Source organism: Streptomyces sp. NPDC007025 (genome assembly GCF_042869455.1).
Classification (GTDB): Bacteria; Actinomycetota; Actinomycetes; order Streptomycetales; family Streptomycetaceae; genus Streptomyces.
This window is the reverse complement of the sequence record NZ_JBIAFT010000013.1, coordinates 1-22,660: the sequence shown is the minus strand read 5'-3', so window position 1 is coordinate 22,660 and position 22,660 is coordinate 1. Positions and strand designations below refer to the sequence as shown.

Below are 22,660 nucleotides of genomic sequence, written 5' to 3'. Positions count from 1 at the left end.
GCCGGCTCGGCGGCCTCCGCGGGTGCCGTGGCCCGCGGGTACCGCTCCTGTCCGGGTGCCCCGGTCGTCACCGCCGTCACGCGCGCACCTCCTCCGCCAGCGCCAGCGCCTGCCGGGCCATCTCCGCGGTGGTCTCCTCGTCGCGCATCAGCAGCGGCACGGCGCGGCAGCGGATGCCCGCGTCCTCGACGGCCGCCACGGCGTCGGCGTCCGCGGTGTCGACGAGCCAGCCGTCCAGCAGCCCCGAGCCGTAGTGCGCGGCGACGGCCGCCGCCGTGGTCTCGACCCCCACGGCGGCCAGCACCTTGTCCGCCATGCCGCGCACGGGGGCGTTCCCGACGATGGGCGAGAGGCCGACGACCGGTACCCCGGCGTCCGCGATCGCCTCCCGGATGCCGGGGACGGCCAGGATCGTGCCCACGCTGACGACGGGGTTGGAGGGCGGGAAGATGACCGTGTCCGCCGCGGCGACGGCCTCCAGCACGCCCGGTGCGGGTTTGGCGGCGTCGGCGCCGACGGGTACCACGGCGTGCGCGTCCACGGAGGCCCGCAACCGCACCCAGTACTCCTGGAAGTGCACCGCCTTGCGTCCGGCCGTGCCGTCCCCGCCGTCCTCGCCCCGGCCGGAGTCCCCGGCGTCCGGGTCGTCGATCAGCACATGGGTCTCGACCCGGTCGTCCGTCATCGGCAGCAGCCTGACCCCCGGCTGCCAGCGGGCGCACAGCGCCTCGGTGACGGCGCTGAGCGGATAGCCCGCGGAGATCATCTGGGTGCGGACGATGTGGGTGGCGAAGTCCCGGTCACCCAGCCCGAACCACTCGGGGCCCGCGCCGTAGGCGGCCAGCTCCTCTTTCACCGCGAAGGTCTCGCCGGCCCGTCCCCAGCCCTGTTCCTCGTGGATGCCGCCGCCCAGGGTGTACATCACGGTGTCGAGGTCGGGACAGACCTTCAGGCCGAACAGATGGATGTCGTCACCGGTGTTGCCGACGACGGTGATCTCCGCGTCGGGCACCGCGGACCGGAGCCCGTGCAGGAAACGGGCACCGCCGATGCCCCCGGCCAGAACCACAATGCGCTGCATGGGCACCAGTCTCGCAGCCCGGTGCCCGCACCCGACATCAGGTGCCCCGCCCGGTGCCGGAGCGCCGCCTACCCGGTGTCAGGCCGGCGACTCCTGCGCCGGGTTCCGTACGGCGCCGGGGCCGCTGGAGCAGTGCTGGGGCATCTCGGTCAGTCCGGGAGCGTAGATGTGCGCACTCACGACGGGTTCCAGTCCGTCGTTGACCACTTCGTGCACATATCCGGGCGCGAAGACGCGCACCGCGCCGGTGTCGAGTACCCGGGTGCCGTGTCCGGTCGTGCCACTCGTGCCGCGTCCGCCCCCGGTCGTGCCGTATCCGTGTTCGGTCAGCTCGCCCGCGAGCACGCCGAACACGCCGGACGAGCGCCCGTGGTCGTGCCGGCCGCTGCCCTGCCCTGGCAGCCAGCTCAGCAGCCACATCTCGTAGCCGGGGCCGGTGCGCAGCCGGTGGTACCAGCGCAGGGTCGGGTCGTAGCGCACCAGCGGCGCCCAGGCGGCCCGGTCGGCGGCCAGTGCGCCGATCAGCCCGGCGAAGTCCGCGACGGTGGCCGGGTGCGCCGGGGGAGCGGGGAGCAGATGGGGGACGGCGAGCGGATCGCCGGCGATTTCGAGGTCGCTGTTCACGTGCGGAAGTGCCTTTGTGCGGGGCCGGCCGGAACCGGGCGGCGAGCGGAGCCGCACCGGGTGGGAGCCGGGGCGGCGGGGGAGGGGCGCGACAGGGCGCGCGGGGCGTGCGGAGGAGGTGAGGGCGCTCCGCCGGAGCGGCTGCCCGGCGGGGGCGCGGGCGCCCGGATCAGCGTGCAGCCGACCTCAGCGACAGCTCAGCGACAGGGCGTGTGGCAGCCGCGCGGACAGCGACAGCGGTGCGGCTCCAGGACATGAGAGGCGGCACGGAGGAGCGCGGACGCACCTCCGGCAGACCGCATGGCGGGGGCGCCACGGGTCGTACGGGTCTCAGAGGTCACTGCCATGCGCTCCAGAACAGCGCCCCCGTGCCCCAGGTGTCAACCTGTTGTCGCGTTTGTGGCGAATGTTTCACCCCTTCCGGCTCCTTCGGTCGGCGAAAGGTTTGCGCCCGCCCGCGCGGGAGACCTGGCGCAGTAGCCGTGCCTGCACGCCGTTGCGCCTTCGTGATCAGAGTGTGATCAGGGCCATCCGAGGGTTGGTGCGGAACGTGACCGCAGGTCATCGCGTTCTGAATACAGGAGTCGGGAAAACACTCCGACTCCGGGCACGAGTGTCATATTTCGTAGTGATTTGAACACTTACTGCGAAAGCTTGGTTCCGCCGGGTGAATAACGGGCTCAATAGCAGATCTCGGCTTGACTGCCCCGGATCGGCACACTTGTAATTTCACTCGTGTCGTTCATGAGGGTTCGATAACGACAGCATCACGGGGTCGAAGAGACGGATCGAGGGGCGCACATGACCGAGCTGTTCCAACAACTGCTGGTCGAAGAGGCGGACGAGGAGCTGGGTTGGCAGGAGCGCGCCCTGTGCGCGCAGACCGACCCGGAGTCGTTCTTCCCCGAGAAGGGCGGATCCACCCGCGAAGCGAAAAAGGTCTGCCTCGCGTGTGAAGTCCGCTCCGAATGCCTCGAATACGCCCTCGCCAATGACGAGCGTTTCGGTATTTGGGGCGGCCTGTCCGAGCGTGAACGGCGCCGACTGAAGAAGGCCGCTGTCTGACCCGGCCGCGCGCCGGACCGTCGAACAGCCGCACCCAGGAAGGACCCGGGCGACCGGGCCGGGCCCGCGCACCGCTCGCGCCGGGCAACCAGCAGCCGGACCCGGGCAGTTGCCCGGAGGCGCCGGGCGCGTGAGGGTGAGCCGTTAGTGTGGGGCCGTCCACGACGCACACCACCCTGGCAAGGGCGTGCGCTCACCGCTCCGATACGCGTCTTCCGGGGGCTTGCAGCCACACCGCGGCACCGCCGCGAGGCCCCGGCACCCCGGGGAGGGCCCCTACCTCGATGTCCGTGCACAGTCACATGGCGGCCCACTACGAGGCGGCCGCAGCAGGGTTGGCCCCCTTGGAGCCGCCCGAGTCCCCCCGGCACGTCGTCACCGCCGTCCTCGTCGCCCACGACGGCGCCCGCTGGCTGCCCCGCGCGCTGAGCGGGCTGCTGGAGCAGAACCGCCCCGTGCAGAACATCATCGCGGCCGACACCGGCAGCGCGGACGACACCGCCCGGCTGCTGACCGACGCGCTCGGCGCCGAGCGCGTCCTGCACATGGCGCGGCGCACCGGGTTCGGCACCGCCGTCGAGGAGGCCGCCCGCACCGCGCGCCGGCTCACCCCCGAGGACCTGCCGTACCTCAAGCGGCCCAGCGGCTGGGACCCGGTCAACCGCACCTGGCGCGACGACGCCTACGACCTGCCCGAGCTGCCCCACGGCGAGCCCGTGGAGTGGCTGTGGTTGCTGCACGACGACTGCGCCCCCGAGCCGGACGCCCTGGCCGAGCTCCTGCGGGTCGTCGACGCGGATCCGTCCGTCGGCATCGCCGGCCCCAAACTCCGCAGCTGGTACGACAAACGCCAGCTCCTGGAGGCCGGGGTCTCCATCGCGCACAGCGGACGGCGCTGGACCGGCATCGAGCGTCGCGAGCAGGACCAGGGCCAACACGACCAGGTGCGCCCCGTGCTGGCCGTCTCCACCGCCGGCATGCTCATCCGCCGCGACGTCTTCGACCAGCTCGGCGGGTTCGACCGCCGGCTGCCCCTGATGCGTGACGACGTCGACCTGTGCTGGCGCGCCCAGTCCGCCGGGCACCGGGTGCTGACCGTCCCGGACGCCGTGCTGCGGCACGCCGAGGCCGCCTCCCGGGAACGCCGCCCGGTCGACTGCGTGGGGCGCTCCAGCAACGGCGCCAGCCCGCACCGCGTGGACAAGGCGGGGGCCGTCTACACCCTGCTCGCCAACGTGCCCGGTTCCCTGCTGCCGTGGGTGCTGCTGCGCCTGGTCGTCGGCACCGTGCTGCGCACCCTCGGCTACCTCATCGGCAAGGTGCCCGGCCAGGCCCTGGACGAGATCACCGGCCTCTCCGGCACCCTGCTGCGCGGTGGCCGCATCCTGACGGCGCGCCGGCGACGGGGCAGGCCCGCCGTCCCGCACAAGGAGCTGCGGCCGCTCTTCCCGCCCCCCGGCGCCACCCTGCGGGCCACTCTCGAACAGGCCACCAGCAGCCTTCCCGGACGCTCCGAACCGGACTCCTCCGCCGCGGGCCGGCACGGCGCCGCCGAGACGGGCCCCGGGGACGAGGACGCGGACTTCCTGGAGGTCGAACAGTTCGCGCGGCTCAAGCGGCTCGGGCAGCAGCCCGGGCCCGTCCTGTTCGCCGTCCTGCTGGTCGTCTCCCTGGTGGCCTGCCGGGCGCTGCTGGGCGGCGGCGCACTGGCGGGCGGTGCGCTGCTGCCCGCGCCCGACGGGGTCGCGGAGCTGTGGGCGCGCTACGCCGAGGGATGGCATCCGGTGGGAACCGGCGGCACCGTCTCGGCTCCCCCCTATCTCGCCGTCCTGGCCACCTTCGCCACCTTGCTGTTCGGCAGCACCGGGTTCGCGCTGACCCTGCTGCTGGTCTGCTCGGTCCCGCTCGCCGGTGTCACCGCCTACTTCGCCTCCCGCCCCCTGGTCGACTCCCGACTGGTGCGCGCCTGGGGAAGCGTCGCCTACGCCTTCCTGCCGGCCGCCACCGGCGCGCTCGCCCAGGGCCGCATCGGCACCGCCGTGCTCGCCGTACTGCTGCCGCTGCTGGCGCGGGCCGCCGTGGCGGCGAGCGGACTGCGCGGCAGGGGCGGCTGGCGCGCGGCCTGGGCCTACGCGCTGCTGTTGACGTTCACCACCGCGTTCACCCCCGTCGTGTGGCTGATCGCCGCCGTGCTGGCGCTCGCGGTGCTCGCCGTGCGCCGCGCGGACGGCGCCTCGCTCGGCGCGCTCCTCGCCCGGCTGGCCGCCGTCCTGGTGACGCCGCTGGTGCTGCTCGCGCCGTGGTCGCTGACGCTGTTCACCAGCCCCGCGCGGTTCCTGGGCGAGGCCGGTCTGGAGTACGGCACCGGCGCGGCCTCCGCCGTCGACCTGCTGGCCCTCTCCCCGGGCGGCCCGGGGACCACGGACGCGCTGTTCCTCGTCGGCCTCGTCCTGGCCGGGCTCGCGGCCCTGCTGCGCAGCGAGCGGCGGCTCGCCGTGTCCGCCGCGTGGGCCGCCGCGCTGGCCGGACTGCTGGCGGCGGCGCTGTCCAACGGCTCCGCCTGGGCCGGTCCCGCCACCCTCGTCTACGGGCTCGCGCTGCTGTGCGCCGCCGCGGTCGGTGCCGAGGGCGCCAAGGAGCGGGTGGCGGCGCAGAGCTTCGGCTGGCGCCAGCCCGCCGCCGCCCTGGTCGCCGCGGCCTGCGTGCTCGCCCCGCTGGTCGCCGCCGGGGGATGGATGCTGCGCGGCGCCGACGGCCCGCTCTCCCGGCGCGACCCGGTGCAGGTGCCCGCGTTCGTCGCCGAGGAGAGCACCACCAGCGACCAGGCCCGCACCCTGGTCCTCGACCAGCCCGAGGGCGCCACGGGTGTCACCTACACGCTCACCCGCGGTGCGGGCGCCCGGCTGGGCGACGCCGATCTGGCGGCGGCCGAGGGCGACGACGGACGCCTGGACGGAGTGGTCTCCAACCTCGTGGCCGGGTCCGGCGCCGACCAGACCAGCCAACTGGGCGGCTACGCGGTCCGGTACGTGCTGCTGCGCGACGGCGCCTCGCGCCGGGTGAGCCGCACCCTGGACGCCACGCCCGGACTGACCCGGCTCAGCCAGGAGGACGGCAGTGCGCTGTGGCGCGTCGACCGCCAGGTGTCGCGCGTCTCGATCGTCCCGGGCGGCCCGGAGAACGGCGCGGGCGGCGCGGTGACGGCGCCGGTGGCCGTTCCGGCCGGTCCGGTGGCCTCGCACGCGACGCTGCCGTCCGGTCCCTCCGGGCGGGTGCTGCGGCTCGCGGACCGCGCCGCCGACGGCTGGGAGGCCACCCTCGACGGCAGCCCGCTCAAGAGCGTCACGGTGGACGGCTGGGCGCAGGGCTTCGAACTGCCGACCGAGGGCGGCAAGCTGGAGCTCGACTACCGGACGCCCCTCTCGCACACCGCGTGGGTGTGGGCACAGGGCTTCCTCCTGCTGGTCGTCGTCGTCCTGGCACTGCCGGGCCGACGCCGGGACGTGGACGACGACCTGCCCGAGACCGAGCCCGCGGCGCCGGATCCGTCGGCGGCGGGAGAGGGCCGCAGGGCCCGCAGGCTCCGCGCCGCCGCCGAGGCCGCCCAGACGCACCCCGCGCAGCCCGCGCAGGAGCAACACCCGGTGCCGCCCGAACCGGCGCCGCCGCAGGATCCGCAGCAGCAGCCGATGCCGGAGCAGCCGGAGTACGACCCGTACGGTCAGCAGCCGATGCCCGAGCAGCCGGAGTACGACCCCTACGGACAGCAGCAGCCCTACGTGCCGCAGCAGTCCCCGTACGCGGACCCGGGCTACGGACAGCCCGCTCCGTACGAGCAATCCCCCTACGACGCCTACGGCGCGGCCCCCTACGGCCAGGTCCCGCAGCAGTCCTACGGCCAGGGGCACCAGGAGCAGCAGTACTACGGCAGCCGGTCCGGCTACGACGCCTACCCGCAGCAGTCCTACGAGGAATGGCAGGCCCAGCAGTACGCGGCCCAGCAGTACGCCGCGCCGTACGACCACCCGCAGGGCCACGACGGGACGGGCGCGCACGGCTACGACAGCAGGTACGGCAACGGCGACGGGAGCGAGCAGCAGTGAACCGGACAGTCCTCAGCGTCGGAGCGGTCGCCGTCGCGCTCGCCGCGGTCACCGGCGTCGCCGCGCTCACCGCCCCCCAGGAGGCGGCGAGCAGTGCCGAGAGCGTCGGGACGGCGGCCCGCAAGCCGGTCGAGCGCTCGACGCTGGTCTGCCCGTCCCCGAGCACGTCCGATGTCGCGGAGACCGCCTACGAGGCGTTCACGCCCAAGGGCGGTCCCGGCAAGAAGGGCAGCGCGGCCCTGTATGCGGCCGAGCGCGTCGACCCCCAGGACCCCGGGGACGGCAAGGACGACAGCGGCGGCAAGTCCGGCGGCAAGTCCGACTCCGAGGAATCCGACAAGGACAAGGACAAGAACGAGGACGACGGCAAGGACAAGAACCCCGAGGAGGGTGCGGGAGGCGGGGACGCCGCCGGGAAGGGGAACGGCAAGCCCTTCCTCTCCCTCAGCAGCCCCGGCACCCCCGTCGCGGCCGAGACGGACGACTCCGGGGCACCCGCGCTGACCGGCACCGCCGACGGCCCCTTCGCACCGGGCTGGACGGTGCAGCAGACGACGACCGTCGCCGCCGGAGCGGGGCGCGGCCTGCAGGGCACGTCCTGCTCGGTGCCGGACACCTCGTTCTGGTTCCCGGGTGCCGGCACGGCCGAGGGCCGGCAGGACTATGTCCACCTCACCAACCCGGACAGCACCCCCGCGGTCGTCGACCTGGAGCTGTACGGCAAGGAGGGCAAGGAGAAGGCCGGGCAGGGCAGCGGCGAGGGGATCACCGTCCCGCCGCACGCCACCGTTCCCGTGCTGCTGTCCACCCTGACCCCCGAACCGGTCACCAATGTGACGCTGCACGTGATCGCGCGGTCCGGCCGGGTGGGCGCCCAGATCCAGTCCTCGGACCGCAAGCTGGGCGGTGACTGGCTGGCGCCCGCCGCCGACCCGGGGCCCGGCCAGGTGCTGCCGGGCATCCCCGAGGACGCGACGGCGGTCCGGCTCTCGGTGCTCGCCCCCGGCGGCGCGGACGCGGACCTGAAAGTGCAACTCGCGGGCAAGTCCGGGCGGATCAGCCCGGCCGGGCACGAGTCCCTGCACGTGAAGGCGGGCATGGTCACCACCGTCGACCTCAAGGGCCTGATCAAGGGCGAGGCCGGGTCGCTGGTGCTCTCCCCGGCCGAGGACGGCGACGACGCCCCCGACGTGGTGGCCGCGGCGCGGGTGCTGCGCGGCAAGGGGAGCAAGCAGGAGACGGCGTTCATCCCGGCGACGGCACCGGTCCAGAAGCGGGCCACCGCCGCCGGCAACACCGCGAGCGGAACCACCCTGGCGCTGGCCGCTCCGGAGGGCGGCGCGAAGGTGCGGGTGACCGCGTCGCCGGGCAGCGGCGGCGGCAGCCCCAAGAGCACCACCGTCACGCTCAAGGCGCACACCACCAAGGCGTTCGCGCCACCCCGTCCCGCGGACGGCAAGGGCGGCTACGCGATGACGGTGGAGCGCCTCTCGGGCGGCCCGGTCTACGCCTCCCGCACGTTGGAGCAGGAGCAGTCCGGCGTCCCCGGGTTCACGGTGCAGACGCTCCCCGACGACCGGAGCACGGTCGCCGTACCGGAGTCGGCCCAGGACCTGTCGGTGCTCAACGACGACGAGTGAGCGGACGGAGCGGACGGGGACCGGACCGTCCGCTCCCGCCGGGATGTCTGGTCCCGGCCACAGCGGGGCGCCTAGTCCTGGCCGTAGCGGGGGTCCACCGACTCGGGTTCCAGGCCCAGCAGTTCGGCCACCTGCTCGACCACCACCTCGTGCACCAGGAGGGCCCGCTCGTCCCTGCTGCGGCTGCGGATCTCCACCGGGCGCCGGAAGACGATCACGCGGTCCGGATGCTCGCCGCCGCCCTCGGTGACCCGGCCCAGCGGCACGGCGTCGTCGCCCTCGCGCACCTCCCCGTTGTCCGACCGCGGCACCTCCTGGACGGCGAACTCGACACCGGCCAGTTGCGGCCAGTGCCGCTCCAGGCGGGTCACCGAGTCGCGCACCAGGTCGTCGAACGCCTCTGCCCGGCTGATGGCGAGCGGTACTTGGGGAGGGGCGACGGGGCCGCGCATGCCGCGGCCGTGGCGGTCTCGGCGGCGCGGCCGGGAGTCGGCCCGGCGCGGCGGTACGGGGCTGTCCATCGCCCCCGAGCGTAGCCCGCCGCGGGGCCCGCGCGGGGCGCGACGGGCGGGTGCGGGCCGCGCGGGCCCGCTTCGGCGGACGGCGGCGCCGCGCCCACGCCGCCGGGGCGGACGCCGTTCCGGCGGCGTGGGCACGGGAACCGGTCATGACCAGGTGCGGAGCCCGGGGCGTGCGCGCCCGCCGGCTGCGCGGGGCGATCGGGGGCGGGGGCGCCGGGCCTCTCGGTCTGCCTTTCAGCAGATCAGACGTTTCCGGAGAACCCGGACGACACGGCAGGGTGACGTCCTGGCGAGTCGTCGCAGCCCGCTCAAGAGTGCGGTACGGTCCAACGCTGTGAGCCCTGTACGTCGCTGTTCGCGCACCGCTTGCGGTCGTCCCGCCGTCGCGACGCTGACGTACGTCTACGCGGACTCCACCGCCGTCCTGGGCCCCCTCGCCACCTACGCCGAGCCGCACTGCTACGACCTGTGCGCCGAGCACTCCGAGCGGCTCACCGCACCCCGCGGCTGGGAGGTCGTCCGGCTCGCCGTCGACACCGCCGCCGCCCGCCCCAGCGGCGACGATCTGGAAGCCCTGGCCGATGCCGTGCGCGAGGCGGCCCGGACACCGCGCCCCGACCCGCGGGACCCGACCCCGCGCGACCGGCGGGGCGGGCCCGAGGCGGGCGAGGCCGACGCGACGGAGGTCGCCCGGCGCGGCCATCTGAGGGTCCTGCGGTCCCCGGAGCCGTAGCGCACCGCGCTGCCGCACGGCGCCCTTCCGTGCCGCGGGTAGATTTGGGACCGTTTACGACCGACGACCCAGGAGAGGCTGGCCGTGGCTGATCTGTCTCAGATCGTGAAGGCGTACGACGTGCGCGGTGTGGTGCCGGACCAGTGGGACGAGGCGACAGCCGAGCTGTTCGGCGCCGCCTTCGTCCATGTCACCGGCGCTTCGGCGCTCGTCGTCGGGCACGACATGCGGCCCTCCTCGCCCGGCCTCGTCCGGGCGTTCGGCCGGGGCGCGGCCGGGCAGGGCGCCGACGTCACCGAGATCGGCCTGTGTTCGACCGACGAGCTGTACTTCGCCAGCGGCAAACTCGGCCTGCCCGGTGCGATGTTCACCGCCAGCCACAACCCCGCCCGTTACAACGGCATCAAGATGTGCCGGGCGGGTGCGGCGCCGGTGGGCGAGGAGACCGGGCTGGCCGAGATCCGCACCCTGGTGGAGCGGTGGACGGACAGTGGCGGCGCACCCGCCTCCGACAAACCCCAAGGCACCGTCACCCGGCGGGACATGCTCGCGGAGTACGCCGAACACCTGCACTCCCTGGTCGACCTGTCGCACATCCGCCGGCTCAAGGTCGTGGTCGACGCGGGCAACGGGATGGGCGGGCTGACCGTTCCCTTCGTGCTGTCCGGGCTGCCGCTCGAACTGCACGACCTGTACTTCGAACTGGACGGCACCTTCCCCAACCACGAGGCCAACCCGCTCGATCCGAAGAACATCGTCGACCTGCAGCGCCGGGTCCGCGAGGTCGGCGCCGACCTCGGCCTGGCCTTCGACGGCGACGCCGACCGCTGCTTCGTGGTGGACGAGAACGGCGACCCGGTCCCGCCGTCCGCGATCACCGCGCTGGTCGCCTCGCGTGAGCTGGCCAAGGCGCCCGGCGCCACCGTCATCCACAACCTGATCACCTCCTGGTCCGTCCCCGAGGTGATCAGGGAGAGCGGCGGGCAGCCGGTCCGCACCCGCGTCGGCCACTCCTTCATCAAGCAGGAGATGGCCAGGACGGGCGCCATCTTCGGCGGCGAGCACTCGGCCCACTACTACTTCCGCGACTTCTGGAACGCCGACACCGGCATGCTCGCCGCCCTCCACGTGCTGGCCGCGCTCGGCGGACAGGACGGCACCCTCTCCCGCCTCGTCGCCCACTACGACCGCTACGCCTCCTCCGGCGAGATCAACAGCACCGTCGAGGACCAGTTCAACCGCACGGCAGCCGTCAAGGCCGCCTTCGCGGGCCGCGAGAGCGTCACCATGGACGAGCTGGACGGCCTCACCGTCACCGGCGTCAACTGGTGGTTCAACCTGCGCCCCTCCAACACCGAACCGCTGCTGCGGCTGAACGTGGAGGCCCGTGACGCCGCCACCGTCGAGCGGGTCCGTGACGAGGTGCTGGCCATCGTGCGGGCGGAGGGCGAGCGGACCCTCACGGTCTGACGGCCGCCCCCGGTACCGCCGACCGCACCCGGCGGTACCCTGACGGCACAGTCACCGCAGCCGCAGCCGCAGCCGCAGCCGCAGCCGCAGCCGCAGCCGCAGCCGCAGCCGCAGCCGCAGCCGCAGCCGCACACCGCACCTGGAGGAAGACATGCCGCTCGAAGCCGGACTCCTGGAGATCCTCGCCTGTCCGGCGTGCCACGCGCCGCTGCGCGAGGAGGGCGACGAACTGCAGTGCACCGGGGACGCGGAGTGCGGCCTGGCCTACCCCGTACGCGACGGCATCCCGGTGCTCCTGGTGGACGAGGCCCGCCGGCCCGCCTGACCCGGGCCCGTAGCGGCACCCGGCGACACGGCGGCGCCTCCACCGGGACGCGCCGCCGGAACGAGCCGGCGACGTGCCGACGGAGCGCCGCACCCGCGGTGGCTGCCACCACGCGCAGCACCGGAAGCCGATCGGAGGCACGGAAGATGCTCGACGAGACGCTCCTCGACGCCCCCGAGGACCTGGCCCGCGCCGACACCCGCGGTCTGCTGCGCGGCGCCGCACAGGCCGGTGCGCACGTGCGCACCGGCATCCGGCAGGCAGCCGAGGCGGGTGTGGACACGCTCCGGCCGGAGGGCCGCCCCCGTGCGCTCCTGGTCGCCGGCCCGGGGACCGCCACCGCGTGTGTCACCGACCTCCTGGGCGCCCTCACCAACGGCTCCCTGCCCGTCACCGGACTGCGCACCAGCGGTGCCCAGACCACCGGCGACGCACTGCGCTGGACGCTGCCCGGCTGGGCCGGGCCGCTGGACCTGCTGCTGCTCGTCACCCCGGACGGCACCGAACCCGGTCTCCCGGCGCTGCTCGACCAGGCGTACCGGCGCGGCTGCTCCGTCGTCGCCGTCACCCCGCGCGGCACCCCGCTGGCCGACGCGCTCGGTGAGACCCGCGGCCTCACCCTGCCCCCGGCCCCGGCCCCGCACGGAACCCGCTCCTCGCCGGACCGCCCCGGGCACCCGCTGGACCCCGCGGCCCCCGCCGCTCCGCCCGGCGGCGGACCCGGCACCTTCTGGAGCCTGCTCACCCCGCTGCTGCTGCTGTGCGACCGCCTCGGACTGACCCGCAGCGGCCCCGCGGAGCTCGCCGGGGTCGCCGACCGGCTGGACGAGGTCGCCGAACGCTGCGGCCCCGCCGTCCCGACCTACAGCAACCCCGGCAAGACCCTCGCCGTCGAACTGGCGGGCTCGATACCGCTGCTGTGGAGCGAGGGCGGCGTCGCGGGCGCTGCGGCGCGGCACTGGTCCGCGGTCCTGGCCGCGCTCTGCGGGCGCCCCGCGCTCGCGGCGGGCCTGCCCGAGGCCCTGACGGCGCACGGGGCGCTGCTGACCGGCCCCTTCGCCCCGGCCTCCGGCCAGGACGACTTCTTCCGCGACCGGGTCGAGGACGAGCAGACGACCCGCGTCCGCGTCGTCCTGCTCCGCGAGGCACCGCCCGGCGGCGACTCCGCGACCGTGCCGGCCCGCGACCTGGCCTACGCGCACGGAGCGGCACTCAGCGAGCTGGAACCGGCCGAGGGCAGCGGGCCGCTGGAGGCGGCCGCCGAACTGATCGCCACCGCCGATTTCGCCGCCGTTCACCTCACGCTCGCCGACAGCGACTCCCCTTGGGCAGGACGCGGCACCCGGGCGTGACACGGCACCCGGGCGTGACACGGCCCCCGGCGTGACCACGCGCCCACCGCACCCCGCACGGAACACCTCCCCGCACGACAGGAACAGCACCTCTCATGGACCGTCTGGAGAACTCCGTCAGGCCGTACGCCTGGGGCTCCACCACCGCCCTCCCGGAACTGCTCGGCCAGGAGCCCACCGGCCGCCCGCAGGCCGAACTGTGGATGGGGGCACACCCCGGCGCGCCCTCCCGCATCGACCGGGGCGCCGGACCGCTCCCGCTGTCCGAGGTGATCGACGCCGCTCCGGAGCGCGAACTGGGCACCCCGGCGGTGCGCGCCTACGGCCCCCGGCTGCCCTTCCTGCTGAAGCTGCTGGCAGCCGCCGCCCCGCTCTCCCTCCAGGTGCACCCCGACAGCACGCAGGCCGCCCAGGGCTACGCCGACGAGGAGGCGCGCGGCATTCCGCTGGACGCGCCGGAGCGCAACTACAAGGACGACAGCCACAAGCCCGAACTCCTCTGCGCCCTCACCCCGTTCGAGGGGCTGTGCGGATTCCGGCACCCCGAGGAGGCCGCCGCACTGCTGGACGGACTCGGCGTCCCCGGACTGAAGCCGTACGTCGACATCCTGCACGCCCGCCCCGGCGGCGAGGCGCTGCGCGAAGTGCTCTCCGCCCTGCTGACGGCGGACCGCGACGCGATGGCCGGCACCGTCGCGGCGGCCGCCGAAGCAGCCGCCGCGCGCCCCGGGTACGCGGTCTACGCGGACATCGCGCACCATTACCCGGGCGATCCCGGAGTGCTCGCCGCGATGCTCCTCAACCACGTCGTGCTGCGCCCCGGTGAGGCGCTGTACCTCGCCGCCGGAGTGCCGCACGCCTACCTCGGCGGCCTCGGCGTCGAGATCATGGCCAGCTCCGACAACGTCCTGCGCTGCGGCCTGACGCCCAAGCACGTGGACGTACCCGAACTGCTGCGCATCGTGCGCTTCGAGCACACCGCGCCGGGTGTACTGCGGCCCGAGGCCGACGAGGTGAGCGGCGAGGAGGTCTACGAGACACCCGTCGGGGAGTTCCGGCTCTCCCGCTTCGTCCTCCTCCCCGGCGCCCCGGCGCACCCGCTGGACCCGTCCGCCGCGCAGATCCTGCTGTGCACCGCGGGAGCCGTCGTCCTGCACGGCGGGGCCGACGGCAGTGCGGAACTCGCCCTCGCGCCCGGGCAGTCCGCCTACGTTCCGGCCGACGAGCCGGTACGGATCTCGGGTGACGGTACGCTCTTCCGCGCCACCGCTGCCGTCTGATCGGACGGTCGCACAGCAGCAGGAAGGGACCTCTCACTCGTGAGTGCATCAGGCGGAACAAAGGCGATCGTCGCCGCTCTGGGCGCCAACCTGGCCATCGCCGTCGCCAAGTTCGTCGCGGCGGCCTTCAGCGGCTCGGCCTCCATGCTGGCCGAGGGCGTCCACTCCGTGGCCGACTCCGGGAACCAGGCACTCCTGCTGCTGGGCGGAAAGCAGGCCAAGAAGGAAGCCAACGAGGAGCACCCCTTCGGCTACGGCCGCGAGCGCTACATCTACGGCTTCCTGGTCTCCATCGTCCTGTTCACCGTCGGCGGCGTCTTCGCGCTCTACGAGGGCTACGAGAAGATCGTCCACCCGCACGAGATCGAGCACTGGTACTGGCCGGTCGGCGTCCTGGTCTTCGCCGTGGTGGCCGAGGGCTTCTCCTTCCGGACCGCCATCCGGGAGTCCAACGAGATCCGCGGCAAGCAGAGCTGGACCCAGTTCGTCCGCCGGGCCAAGGCACCCGAACTGCCGGTCGTGCTGCTGGAGGACTTCGGCGCGCTCGTCGGCCTCGTCCTCGCCCTCGGCGGCGTCGGCCTCGCTCTGCTGACCGGCGACGGCGTCTGGGACGGGGTGGGCACCATGTGCATCGGTGCGCTGCTCGTCGTCATCGCGCTGGTGCTCGCGGCGGAGACCAAGTCGCTGCTGCTGGGCGAGTCCGCCGCCCCGGCCGAACGGGACCGGATCCGCGCCGCGCTCGTCGACGGCGAGACGGTCACCCGCGTCATCCACATGCGCACCCTGCACCTGGGCCCGGAGGAGCTGCTGGTGGCCGCCAAGGTCGCCGTACAGCACGACGACACGGCCGCACAGGTCGCCCGTGCCATCGACGCCGCCGAGCACCGCGTCCGCGAAGCCGTCCCGATCGCCCGGGTCATCTACCTGGAGCCGGACGTCTACCGTGCGGAGCAGGACCCCGAGCCGGAGCAGGACCCCGAGCCGGAGCCGGCGGCGGAACCGGCTGACGCCTCCGGCCGCGGCCCCGGCGCCTGACCGGGCCACCGGGCCTTCCGCCCTCCCGGTTGCGCCGGGCCCGCGTGGCCGCCGCGTGCGGCGCGAGGGCCCGCCCCGTGGGATCGTGGGCGGGCCCCCTCGCGGCGTCGGCACTGCCGCGGTGGGGTGCTCTGTCCCGGCGCCGGCGGTGCGCCGGGCTCAGCCGATCTCGGCGAGCGCGGCCAGCACCGCGCCCTTGTCCGGAGCCTCCAGCAACCGGGTGCGGAACGCGGGATCCATCAGCTTCCGCGACAGCAGTGCCAGGATGCGCAGGTGCTCGTCACCCGCCGCCGCCTCGGGCACCGCGATCATGAAAACCAGCCGCGCCCTGGTCCCGTCCAGCGAGCCCCACTCGATGCCCTCGGCGGACCGTGCGAACCCCACGACCGGAGCGCTGACCGCGTCCGTCTTGGCGTGCGGGACGGCGATCTCCTCGCCGAGCCCCGTCGTGCCCTGCTCCTCGCGGGCGAGCGCGGCCTGTACGAGCGCCTCGCCGTCGGCGACCTTGCCGCTGCGGCCCAACAGCTCGGCCATCTCCCGGATACCGGCTTCCTTGCCGTCGGCCGCGAGCTGCTCGCGCACGGTCTCCGCGGACAGATATCCGGACAGCGCCCCTGACGACTCCGCGGCGGCCGGGGGCTGCCGCGCCGCCTGGGCCGAGTGCACGGCCGAATCCGGCGCGGGGTCCGCCGCGCTCCGGGCGACCGGCGTGTTCGCCGTGGCCGGCGTGCTCCGGGCGGTGTCCTCCGCGCCGTCCCCGGTGCGGCCTCCGGCGCCCACCGCGGCCGGGACGGGCACCGCCTGCTCCGCGGAGTCCGGGCCGGGAGCGTTCTGCCCGGAACGCCGTGCTCCGAGCGTCACCAGGCCGACCGTGGCCGCCGCCGTGACCGCGGCACCGGTCAGGAGCGCCACGAAGAACATCGCCACACCGTCGACCGCGCCCAGCACCGCCACGATCGGCCCGCCGTGCGGCACGTTGTCCCCGACCGAGGCCAGCCCGGCGATGCCGCCCGCGACGGCGCCGCCGAGCATGTTCGCCGGGATCACGGTGGCGGGCCGCGCGGCGGCGAACGGGATGGCGCCCTCCGTGATGCCGAAGAAGCCCATGAACAGTGCGGCCAGGCCGGTCTCCCGCTCCTGGTCGGAGTAGAACCTGCGGCGCAGCAGCGTCGCGAGGCCCTGCCCCAGCGGCGGCACCGGAATGGCCGCCGCGCACATCCCCATCACCTCGGGGCTCTTGGAGACCAGTCCGGCCCCGAACAGGAAGGCGGTCTTGTTGACCGGGCCGCCCATGTCGAAGGCGATCATCAGCCCGAGCACCACACCCAGCAGCGCGGCGCTGGTCCCCGTCATACCGCCCAGGAAGTCGGTGAGGTTCTCGAAGACCCAGGAGATCGGCCTGCCGATGACATAGATGAAGAACAGGCCGAGCGCGGAGGTCGCCACGATCGGGATCACGATGATCGGCATGATGGGGCGTACGAACCGCGAGACCGGTATCCGCTTGATCCAGCGCACCAGGTACCCGGCCAGGAACCCGGTGACGATCGCGCCGATGAAGCCCGCACCGGACTCGGAGTCGTACAGCTCGCCGGTGTTGGCGATCCAGCCGCCGATCATGCCCGGAACCAGTGCGGGACGGTCGCCGATCGCATAGGCGATGTAGCCGGAGAGGATCGGCACCATCAGCGTGAATCCGATCACGCCGATGTCGTTCACGTGCTTCCAGAAGCTGCCGTCGGGGATCACCAGACCGCCGTCGGCCTGCGGATGCCCGCCCAGCGCGAGCGAGACCGCGATCAGCAGTCCGCCGACGACCACGAACGGGATCATGTACGAGACGCCGTTCATCAGCGCCTTGTAGCCGGCACTCCGCTCCCGGCCCCTGGCCCCGGCGGGTCCGGTGGCCGCCGTGCCTCCGTTGCCCCCGTCGCCGGCGCTGCCGCCGCCGTGGGCGTCTCCGGCCGGAGCGGAGTCCGCGCCGCCTGGATGCACCGGGGCTGTACGCACCCGGTCGATGAGCCCGTCGGGGTCGCTGATGCCCTCCGCCACTCCGACGCAGAGCACCCGCTTGCCGCCGAACCGGCTGAGGTCCACGTCCTTGTCGGCGGCGACGATCACGCCGTCCGCGGCGTTGACATCGTTGTCAGACAGGACGTTCTCCGCGCCGATGGACCCCTGGGTCTCCACCTTCATGGCAATACCACGGGCTTGTGCGGCCTGGGTCAGTTTTTCCGCCGCCATATACGTATGGGCGATACCGGTCGGACACGCCGTCACAGCGAGCAGTTTCAGCCCCGGGTCGGCTGGGGGAGCCGCTCCGTCTCGGGGGTCGGCAGGACTGGTCACGTGGGAACTCCTAGCTCGGCCAGGGTGTGGAGGGATGCGTTCTCGCGCCATCGCAGTCTCAGTCGCAGAGGCCGCACGGTGCACCGAACCAGCCGCACGGGCAAAAAAGCAAGCGGCCGAAAACTGACCCCGAGGCGCCCTTGCTGTCAGCGGCGCCCGTCTTGTCCCCTGGACGGGCGGTGTAGATTCGTAGAGCCAGACGTCGCTGCTGATGGCGGTCGGGAAGGCCCGGACCCCGGGCCACCGAGGGAGAGAGGGCCTCCGACGGACTGAGCTGCGAGCAGGGGACGAGTGTGTCCGGTCACGATGCGCGCCTCCGCGCGACCGGTACCGCACCGCCCCGGCGCCGCAGCACGGACCAGCCTTATTTCTCGACACCGAGGAGCAGCTCGCAATGACGACGACCTCCACGACCGGCCAGGACTTCAAGGTCGCGGACCTCTCGCTGGCGGCCTTCGGCCGCAAGGAGATCAAGCTGGCCGAGCACGAGATGCCCGGCCTGATGGCGATCCGCAAGGAGTACGCCGCCGACCAGCCGCTCGCGGGCGCCCGGGTCACCGGCTCCCTGCACATGACCGTCCAGACGGCGGTGCTCATCGAAACGCTGGTCGCCCTGGGGGCCGAGGTCCGCTGGGCCTCCTGCAACATCTTCTCCACCCAGGACCACGCCGCCGCGGCAGTCGCCGTGGGCCCCGACGGCACCCCGGAGAACCCGAAGGGCGTCCCGGTCTTCGCCTGGAAGGGCGAGACCCTGGAGGAGTACTGGTGGTGCACGGAGCAGGCCCTCACCTGGCCGAACGCCAGCACCGGCGGCCCGAACATGATCCTCGACGACGGTGGTGACGCCACCCTCCTGGTGCACCAGGGCGTCGAGTGCGAGAAGGCCGGCTCCGCACCCGCGGTCGAGACCGCCGAGAACGACGAGCACCGCGTCGTCCTCTCGGTGCTCAACCGCACCCTGAGCGAGAACCCGCAGAAGTGGACCCAGCTCGCCTCGGAGATCCGCGGCGTCACGGAGGAGACCACCACCGGCGTCCACCGCCTGTACGAGATGCACCAGGCGGGCACGCTGCTCTTCCCGGCGATCAACGTCAACGACGCCGTCACCAAGTCGAAGTTCGACAACAAGTACGGCTGCCGCCACTCGCTGGTCGACGGCATCAACCGCGCCACCGATGTCCTCATCGGCGGCAAGACGGCCGTCGTGTGCGGCTACGGCGACGTCGGCAAGGGCTGCGCCGAGTCCCTGCGCGGCCAGGGCGCCCGGGTCATGATCACCGAGATCGACCCGATCTGCGCCCTGCAGGCGGCGATGGACGGCTACCAGGTGGTGACCCTGGACGACGTGGTCGAGACCGCCGACATCTTCATCACCACCACCGGCAACAAGGACATCATCATGGCCTCGGACATGGCCAAGATGAAGCACCAGGCCATCGTCGGCAACATCGGCCACTTCGACAACGAGATCGACATGGCGGGTCTCGCCGCCATCGACGGCGTCGTCAAGGACGAGGTCAAGCCGCAGGTCCACACCTGGACCTTCAAGGACGGCAAGACCCTCATCATCCTCTCCGAGGGCCGTCTGCTGAACCTGGGCAACGCCACCGGCCACCCCTCGTTCGTGATGTCCAACAGCTTCGCGGACCAGACGATCGCCCAGATCGAGCTGTTCACCAAGCCCGAGTCCTACCCGACCGACGTCTACGTCCTGCCCAAGCACCTCGACGAGAAGGTCGCCCGCCTCCACCTGGAGGCCCTGGGTGCCAAGCTGACCACGCTCCGCCCGGAGCAGGCGTCCTACATCGGCGTCCCGGTCGAGGGCCCCTACAAGCCGGACCACTACCGCTACTGAGCACCGCAACCGGTCGGGCCGGTGCGGGACGCGTACGCGACCGTGCGCACCCGCACCCGGCCCGCACCCGGACCCGGACCCAGGCCCCCCGCCTCGCGGGGGGCCTGCCCGTCACCGCACCGACCCCGGACACCGCCCATGCCCCGCGGCCGCTATTCGCTGCACGATCCGCACGACCACACCTTCCTCGGAGAAGAGCACTTCCACTGCGCCACCGGCCCCTCCGGCTGGCGCTACGTCTCACAGCTCACCGACCCCGCGGGTGAGCACACCGGGTCCGTCGACCTCACGCTCGACGATCTCGGCCGGCCGATCCGGCTCGAACTCCGCGCCGCGAACTGGCGGATCCGCGGAGCGGCACTCGACGGCGTCACCTGGGTGCGTTCCGACCCCATGGGCGAGCAGGCCCAGGAGGGCAACGCCGCCGCGCACTCCTTCACCGGCGCCTCCCCCGCCTTCCTCATCGCGACCGCGCGGCTGCTGCGCCCGGCTCCCGGTGACCGGGCGACCCGCGTCCGCCTCGTCGCGTTCACACCCCCCGTCCTCGCCCCCCGCACCCTGGATCAGTCCTGGGCGCTGTCCGACAGCGAAGCACACGACACCGACAACGGCCCGCTCGTCGTGCACAACTACCAGGTCAACGACGTGCAGACGGGGGAGCAGCACGCGGTGCACCTCGCCGGCGACGTCGTTCTGGCGGCCCCGGGCATCGAGTTGGAGGACCTGGAGTCCCCCCCGTCGGTGTTCGGCCAGGGGTAGACGCGTCGGAGTCCGGTCCCCGTGCTCCCGTGCTCCGGGATCCCGGATGCCCGTGCTCCCGGCACCGGCCGGATCGGGAACGGGCTACGAGGGCGGCACGAAGCCCGTGCGCGGAGTGGGCGGTCCGTCCTCGCCTCTGCCCTGGGCCGAGCTCTCCCGCCCCGAGGCGGGCCGGGAAGGAGGCGGAGCAGCCGTGGACGATGACGGCTGTGGCTGTGGCTGTGACTCCGATGACGGGGAGGGCGGCATCCCGGGGGAACCGAAAGACCGCCGCGCCTCCCGCTCCCGCCGCTCCGCAGCGACCCCGGCCAGATAGCTGATCGCGGGCACTCCGTTCGGCACCGGCGCTCCGGTCCGCTCGATGACATCGTCGGCCAGCCGTTCCGCCATCGAGTGCCGCACGGCGGGATCCAGTTGCCCGGCACGCAGCAGGAACTGCCGGATCGCGAGCCAGAGCGTATCCGGGACGCGCGAGAGATCGAGTTCGGCGAACTCCGCGGCGCACCACCGGGGTGGAGGCGGCACCGCCGTGCGCCCCGGCCGGGGACTGCGTTCCCGTACCACCAGCGTTCCGGCGAACACGTCCCCCAGCCGACGGCCCCGCTCGGACACCAGCGAGGCCGTACAGGCCACCACACCGAACAGCAGCTGCATCTCGACGACGCCGACCGCCCCGCGCACCAGCGCGTGCCGGAACCGGATCGGACCGCCGTCGTCCCGCACGACCCGCAGCCCCGCTGCCATCTTCCCGACCGAACGTCCACCGGTGAGCGTCTCGACCGCGATCGGCACTCCGACGAGCACCACCACGAACAGCCCCACCTGCACGGCCGCGAGCGCCGCTGTGTCCAGCGCGCCCACCGCCACCAGCAGGGCGAGCGCCAGCGCGAGGTAGATGACCCAGACGATGACCAGGTCCAGGCAGACGGCCAGTGCCCTGCTCGGCAGCCGCGCCGGACGCAGCCCGAGCACGACGGCCTCCCCGGTCACCAGCTCACTCATCGCACACCCCCGGTTCGTCGGCCGCGGCGCGATGGCACCCCAGGTACGAGCCGCCCTCGCACCTGGGGACGCTCCCGCCGCGGAACCACTCGGCACCCGCGGCGACCATCAGGCGCCGCAGCCCCAGTCTTCCAGTAAGACGATCTGGGAAACTCGCTCCATGGACCTGGACGTCTTCGTCTCGGCGCACCGCGCGGAGTGGGACCGCCTGGACGCACTGCTGCGCCGCCACCGCCGGCTCTCCGGCGCCGAGGCCGACGAACTCGTCCGGCTCTACCAGCGCGCTGCCACCCACCTCTCCCAGGTGCGGTCGAGTGCGCCGGATCCGGACATCACCGAACGCCTCACCCACCTCGTCGCCCGCGCGCGCAGCGCGGTCACCGGAGTGCACACCGCCTCCTGGCGGGATGCGGCGCGCTTCTTCACCGTCGGCTTCCCCGCCGCCGTCTACCGCTCGCGCACCTGGTGGCTCCCGACAGCCCTGCTGTCCATCGTGCTGACCGCGCTCATCGCGGGGTGGGTGGGCACCCACCCCGAGGTCCGCGCCACCATCGGAGCACCGGAGGAGCTCCGCGAGATGACGCGCCCCGGCGGCCAGTACGAGGCGTACTACTCCAGCCACCCCGCCACCTCCTTCGCGGCCCAGGTCTGGACGAACAACGCCCAGGCCGCAGCCCTCTGCCTGGCCTTCGGGGCCCTCCTCGGCATCCCCGTGCTCTGGGTGCTCTTCCAGAACGTCCTCAACCTAGGTGTCGGCATCGGGCTCATGGGGTCGGCCGGCCGCCTCGACACCTTCCTCGGCCTGCTGCTGCCGCACGGCCTCCTCGAACTGACAGCCGTCTTCGTCGCGGCGGGCACAGGACTGCGGCTGGGCTGGACTGTCGTCGATCCGGGACCACGGAGTCGGCGCACAGCACTGGCGCAGGAAGGACGTTCGGCACTCGGCATGGCCCTCGGACTGGCGGCCGTCCTCCTCGTCTCCGGCGCGTTGGAAGCCTTCGTGACCCCTTCCGGCCTGCCCACCTGGGCGCGGATCCTGATCGGAGTCCTGGTGGAACTGGCCTTCCTCGGCTACGTGTACGTCCTGGGACGACGCGCGGCCGGGATGGGCGAAACCGGTGACATCGCCGTGTCGGACCGCTCAGCCGAGGCACCCAGCGCCGCATGATGTGCGTGGACAGCCGGGAACCTGCTACTGTCCTCTCCGCCCCGGAAAACCGTTGACGCGGTGGCCTGCGGGCAGTAGATTCGAACAGTTGCCTAGAGTTGGACAAGCTCGGCAGCAGCGGTTAGATTCTTCTCCGCTTCGACTCACGAAATCCGGCAACGGAATTCTCGTGCGAGAGGCACTCCGAAACTCCAAGCAGATTCGATCTGATAGAGTCGGAGACACCGAAAGGGCAAACGTCCGGAGAAACCAGTGAGATGGTTTCGAAGGAAGCGTCCGTTCCTTGAGAACTCAACAG

The 22,660-nt window shown here is 73.2% G+C and carries 17 protein-coding genes; 12 read left to right on the top strand and 5 right to left on the bottom strand.

What is annotated here, in order from left to right:
• Positions 1–76 precede the first annotated feature (76 nt).
• A complete protein-coding gene (gene cofD, locus ACFYMO_RS24450; protein WP_388548914.1) occupies positions 77–1,081 on the bottom strand; it encodes a 2-phospho-L-lactate transferase in 1,005 nt (334 codons plus the stop codon).
• Positions 1,082–1,159: 78 nt separating this feature from the next.
• On the bottom strand, positions 1,160–1,705 hold the full coding sequence (locus ACFYMO_RS24445) for a cysteine dioxygenase family protein (RefSeq protein ID WP_366773802.1): 546 nt from the start codon (positions 1,703–1,705) through the stop codon (positions 1,160–1,162).
• 801 nt (positions 1,706–2,506) lie between these two features.
• Here ACFYMO_RS24445 and ACFYMO_RS24440 point away from each other — a divergent pair.
• The 3 genes from ACFYMO_RS24440 to ACFYMO_RS24430 all read left to right on the top strand — a co-directional run bounded on the left by ACFYMO_RS24440 (position 2,507) and on the right by ACFYMO_RS24430 (position 8,513).
• Entirely contained in the window at positions 2,507–2,770 is a 264-nt protein-coding gene (locus tag ACFYMO_RS24440; protein WP_004952403.1) for a WhiB family transcriptional regulator, read from the top strand.
• A 284-nt stretch (positions 2,771–3,054) separates the two neighbouring features.
• Positions 3,055–6,873 (top strand): glycosyltransferase, encoded by a 3,819-nt coding sequence (locus ACFYMO_RS24435; protein ID WP_388548910.1) that lies wholly within the window; start codon positions 3,055–3,057, stop codon positions 6,871–6,873.
• Positions 6,870–8,513: a DUF5719 family protein gene (locus tag ACFYMO_RS24430; protein ID WP_388548907.1), complete on the top strand. Its 1,644-nt coding sequence runs from the start codon at positions 6,870–6,872 to the stop codon at positions 8,511–8,513. The genes ACFYMO_RS24435 and ACFYMO_RS24430 overlap by 4 nt, the downstream gene beginning before the upstream one ends.
• A 71-nt stretch (positions 8,514–8,584) precedes the next feature.
• Here the strand turns inward: ACFYMO_RS24430 and ACFYMO_RS24425 are convergent, their stop codons facing one another.
• Positions 8,585–9,034 (bottom strand): metallopeptidase family protein, encoded by a 450-nt coding sequence (locus ACFYMO_RS24425; RefSeq protein WP_037706488.1) that lies wholly within the window; start codon positions 9,032–9,034, stop codon positions 8,585–8,587.
• A gap of 286 nt (positions 9,035–9,320) precedes the next feature.
• Here ACFYMO_RS24425 and ACFYMO_RS24420 point away from each other — a divergent pair, with 286 nt between their 5' ends.
• The 6 genes from ACFYMO_RS24420 to ACFYMO_RS24395 all read left to right on the top strand — a co-directional run bounded on the left by ACFYMO_RS24420 (position 9,321) and on the right by ACFYMO_RS24395 (position 15,229).
• A complete protein-coding gene (locus tag ACFYMO_RS24420) occupies positions 9,321–9,767 on the top strand; it encodes a DUF3499 domain-containing protein (protein ID WP_388549133.1) in 447 nt (148 codons plus the stop codon).
• A gap of 84 nt (positions 9,768–9,851) precedes the next feature.
• Complete coding sequence (locus ACFYMO_RS24415; RefSeq protein WP_366773805.1) at positions 9,852–11,237, top strand: phosphomannomutase/phosphoglucomutase; 1,386 nt, start codon at positions 9,852–9,854, stop codon at positions 11,235–11,237.
• Between the two features lie 151 nt (positions 11,238–11,388).
• Positions 11,389–11,562 carry a Trm112 family protein gene (locus ACFYMO_RS24410; protein ID WP_019356880.1) on the top strand — a complete coding sequence of 58 codons (174 nt, stop codon included), beginning with the start codon at positions 11,389–11,391 and terminating at the stop codon, positions 11,560–11,562.
• 146 nt (positions 11,563–11,708) lie between these two features.
• Positions 11,709–12,914 carry an SIS domain-containing protein gene (locus ACFYMO_RS24405; RefSeq protein ID WP_366773806.1) on the top strand — a complete coding sequence of 402 codons (1,206 nt, stop codon included), beginning with the start codon at positions 11,709–11,711 and terminating at the stop codon, positions 12,912–12,914.
• Positions 12,915–13,009: 95 nt separating this feature from the next.
• Entirely contained in the window at positions 13,010–14,194 is a 1,185-nt protein-coding gene (manA, locus tag ACFYMO_RS24400; protein WP_366773807.1) for a mannose-6-phosphate isomerase, class I, read from the top strand.
• Positions 14,195–14,233: 39 nt separating this feature from the next.
• On the top strand, positions 14,234–15,229 hold the full coding sequence (locus tag ACFYMO_RS24395; RefSeq protein ID WP_388548901.1) for a cation diffusion facilitator family transporter: 996 nt from the start codon (positions 14,234–14,236) through the stop codon (positions 15,227–15,229).
• A 159-nt stretch (positions 15,230–15,388) separates the two neighbouring features.
• On the opposite strand, the gene ACFYMO_RS24390 is transcribed toward ACFYMO_RS24395, so the two are convergent.
• A complete protein-coding gene (locus ACFYMO_RS24390; protein WP_366773809.1) occupies positions 15,389–17,578 on the bottom strand; it encodes a fructose-specific PTS transporter subunit EIIC in 2,190 nt (729 codons plus the stop codon).
• Positions 17,579–17,972: 394 nt separating this feature from the next.
• Here ACFYMO_RS24390 and ahcY point away from each other — a divergent pair, with 394 nt between their 5' ends.
• Entirely contained in the window at positions 17,973–19,433 is a 1,461-nt protein-coding gene (gene ahcY, locus ACFYMO_RS24385) for an adenosylhomocysteinase (RefSeq protein WP_366773810.1), read from the top strand.
• Between the two features lie 138 nt (positions 19,434–19,571).
• Positions 19,572–20,192 carry a hypothetical protein gene (locus ACFYMO_RS24380; RefSeq protein WP_366773811.1) on the top strand — a complete coding sequence of 207 codons (621 nt, stop codon included), beginning with the start codon at positions 19,572–19,574 and terminating at the stop codon, positions 20,190–20,192.
• Between the two features lie 84 nt (positions 20,193–20,276).
• On the opposite strand, the gene ACFYMO_RS24375 is transcribed toward ACFYMO_RS24380, so the two are convergent.
• Positions 20,277–21,194: an RDD family protein gene (locus tag ACFYMO_RS24375; RefSeq protein ID WP_388548896.1), complete on the bottom strand. Its 918-nt coding sequence runs from the start codon at positions 21,192–21,194 to the stop codon at positions 20,277–20,279.
• 160 nt (positions 21,195–21,354) lie between these two features.
• Between ACFYMO_RS24375 and ACFYMO_RS24370 the strand changes: the two genes are divergently transcribed.
• Positions 21,355–22,362 carry a stage II sporulation protein M gene (locus ACFYMO_RS24370; RefSeq protein ID WP_366773813.1) on the top strand — a complete coding sequence of 336 codons (1,008 nt, stop codon included), beginning with the start codon at positions 21,355–21,357 and terminating at the stop codon, positions 22,360–22,362.
• Positions 22,363–22,660: the final 298 nt, after the last annotated feature.

What these genes read in the sequence shown, in the direction of transcription:
- cofD (WP_388548914.1), bottom strand. Translation starts at nt 1,081, where the DNA reads ATGCAGCGCATTGTGGTTCTGGCCGGGGGCATCGGCGGTGCCCGTTTC.
- ACFYMO_RS24440 (WP_004952403.1), top strand. Translation starts at nt 2,507, where the DNA reads ATGACCGAGCTGTTCCAACAACTGCTGGTCGAAGAGGCGGACGAGGAG.
- ACFYMO_RS24435 (WP_388548910.1), top strand. Translation starts at nt 3,055, where the DNA reads ATGTCCGTGCACAGTCACATGGCGGCCCACTACGAGGCGGCCGCAGCA.
- ACFYMO_RS24425 (WP_037706488.1), bottom strand. Translation starts at nt 9,034, where the DNA reads ATGGACAGCCCCGTACCGCCGCGCCGGGCCGACTCCCGGCCGCGCCGC.
- ACFYMO_RS24410 (WP_019356880.1), top strand. Translation starts at nt 11,389, where the DNA reads ATGCCGCTCGAAGCCGGACTCCTGGAGATCCTCGCCTGTCCGGCGTGC.
- ACFYMO_RS24405 (WP_366773806.1), top strand. Translation starts at nt 11,709, where the DNA reads ATGCTCGACGAGACGCTCCTCGACGCCCCCGAGGACCTGGCCCGCGCC.
- manA (WP_366773807.1), top strand. Translation starts at nt 13,010, where the DNA reads ATGGACCGTCTGGAGAACTCCGTCAGGCCGTACGCCTGGGGCTCCACC.
- ahcY (WP_366773810.1), top strand. Translation starts at nt 17,973, where the DNA reads ATGACGACGACCTCCACGACCGGCCAGGACTTCAAGGTCGCGGACCTC.
- ACFYMO_RS24380 (WP_366773811.1), top strand. Translation starts at nt 19,572, where the DNA reads ATGCCCCGCGGCCGCTATTCGCTGCACGATCCGCACGACCACACCTTC.
- ACFYMO_RS24375 (WP_388548896.1), bottom strand. Translation starts at nt 21,194, where the DNA reads ATGAGTGAGCTGGTGACCGGGGAGGCCGTCGTGCTCGGGCTGCGTCCG.
- ACFYMO_RS24370 (WP_366773813.1), top strand. Translation starts at nt 21,355, where the DNA reads ATGGACCTGGACGTCTTCGTCTCGGCGCACCGCGCGGAGTGGGACCGC.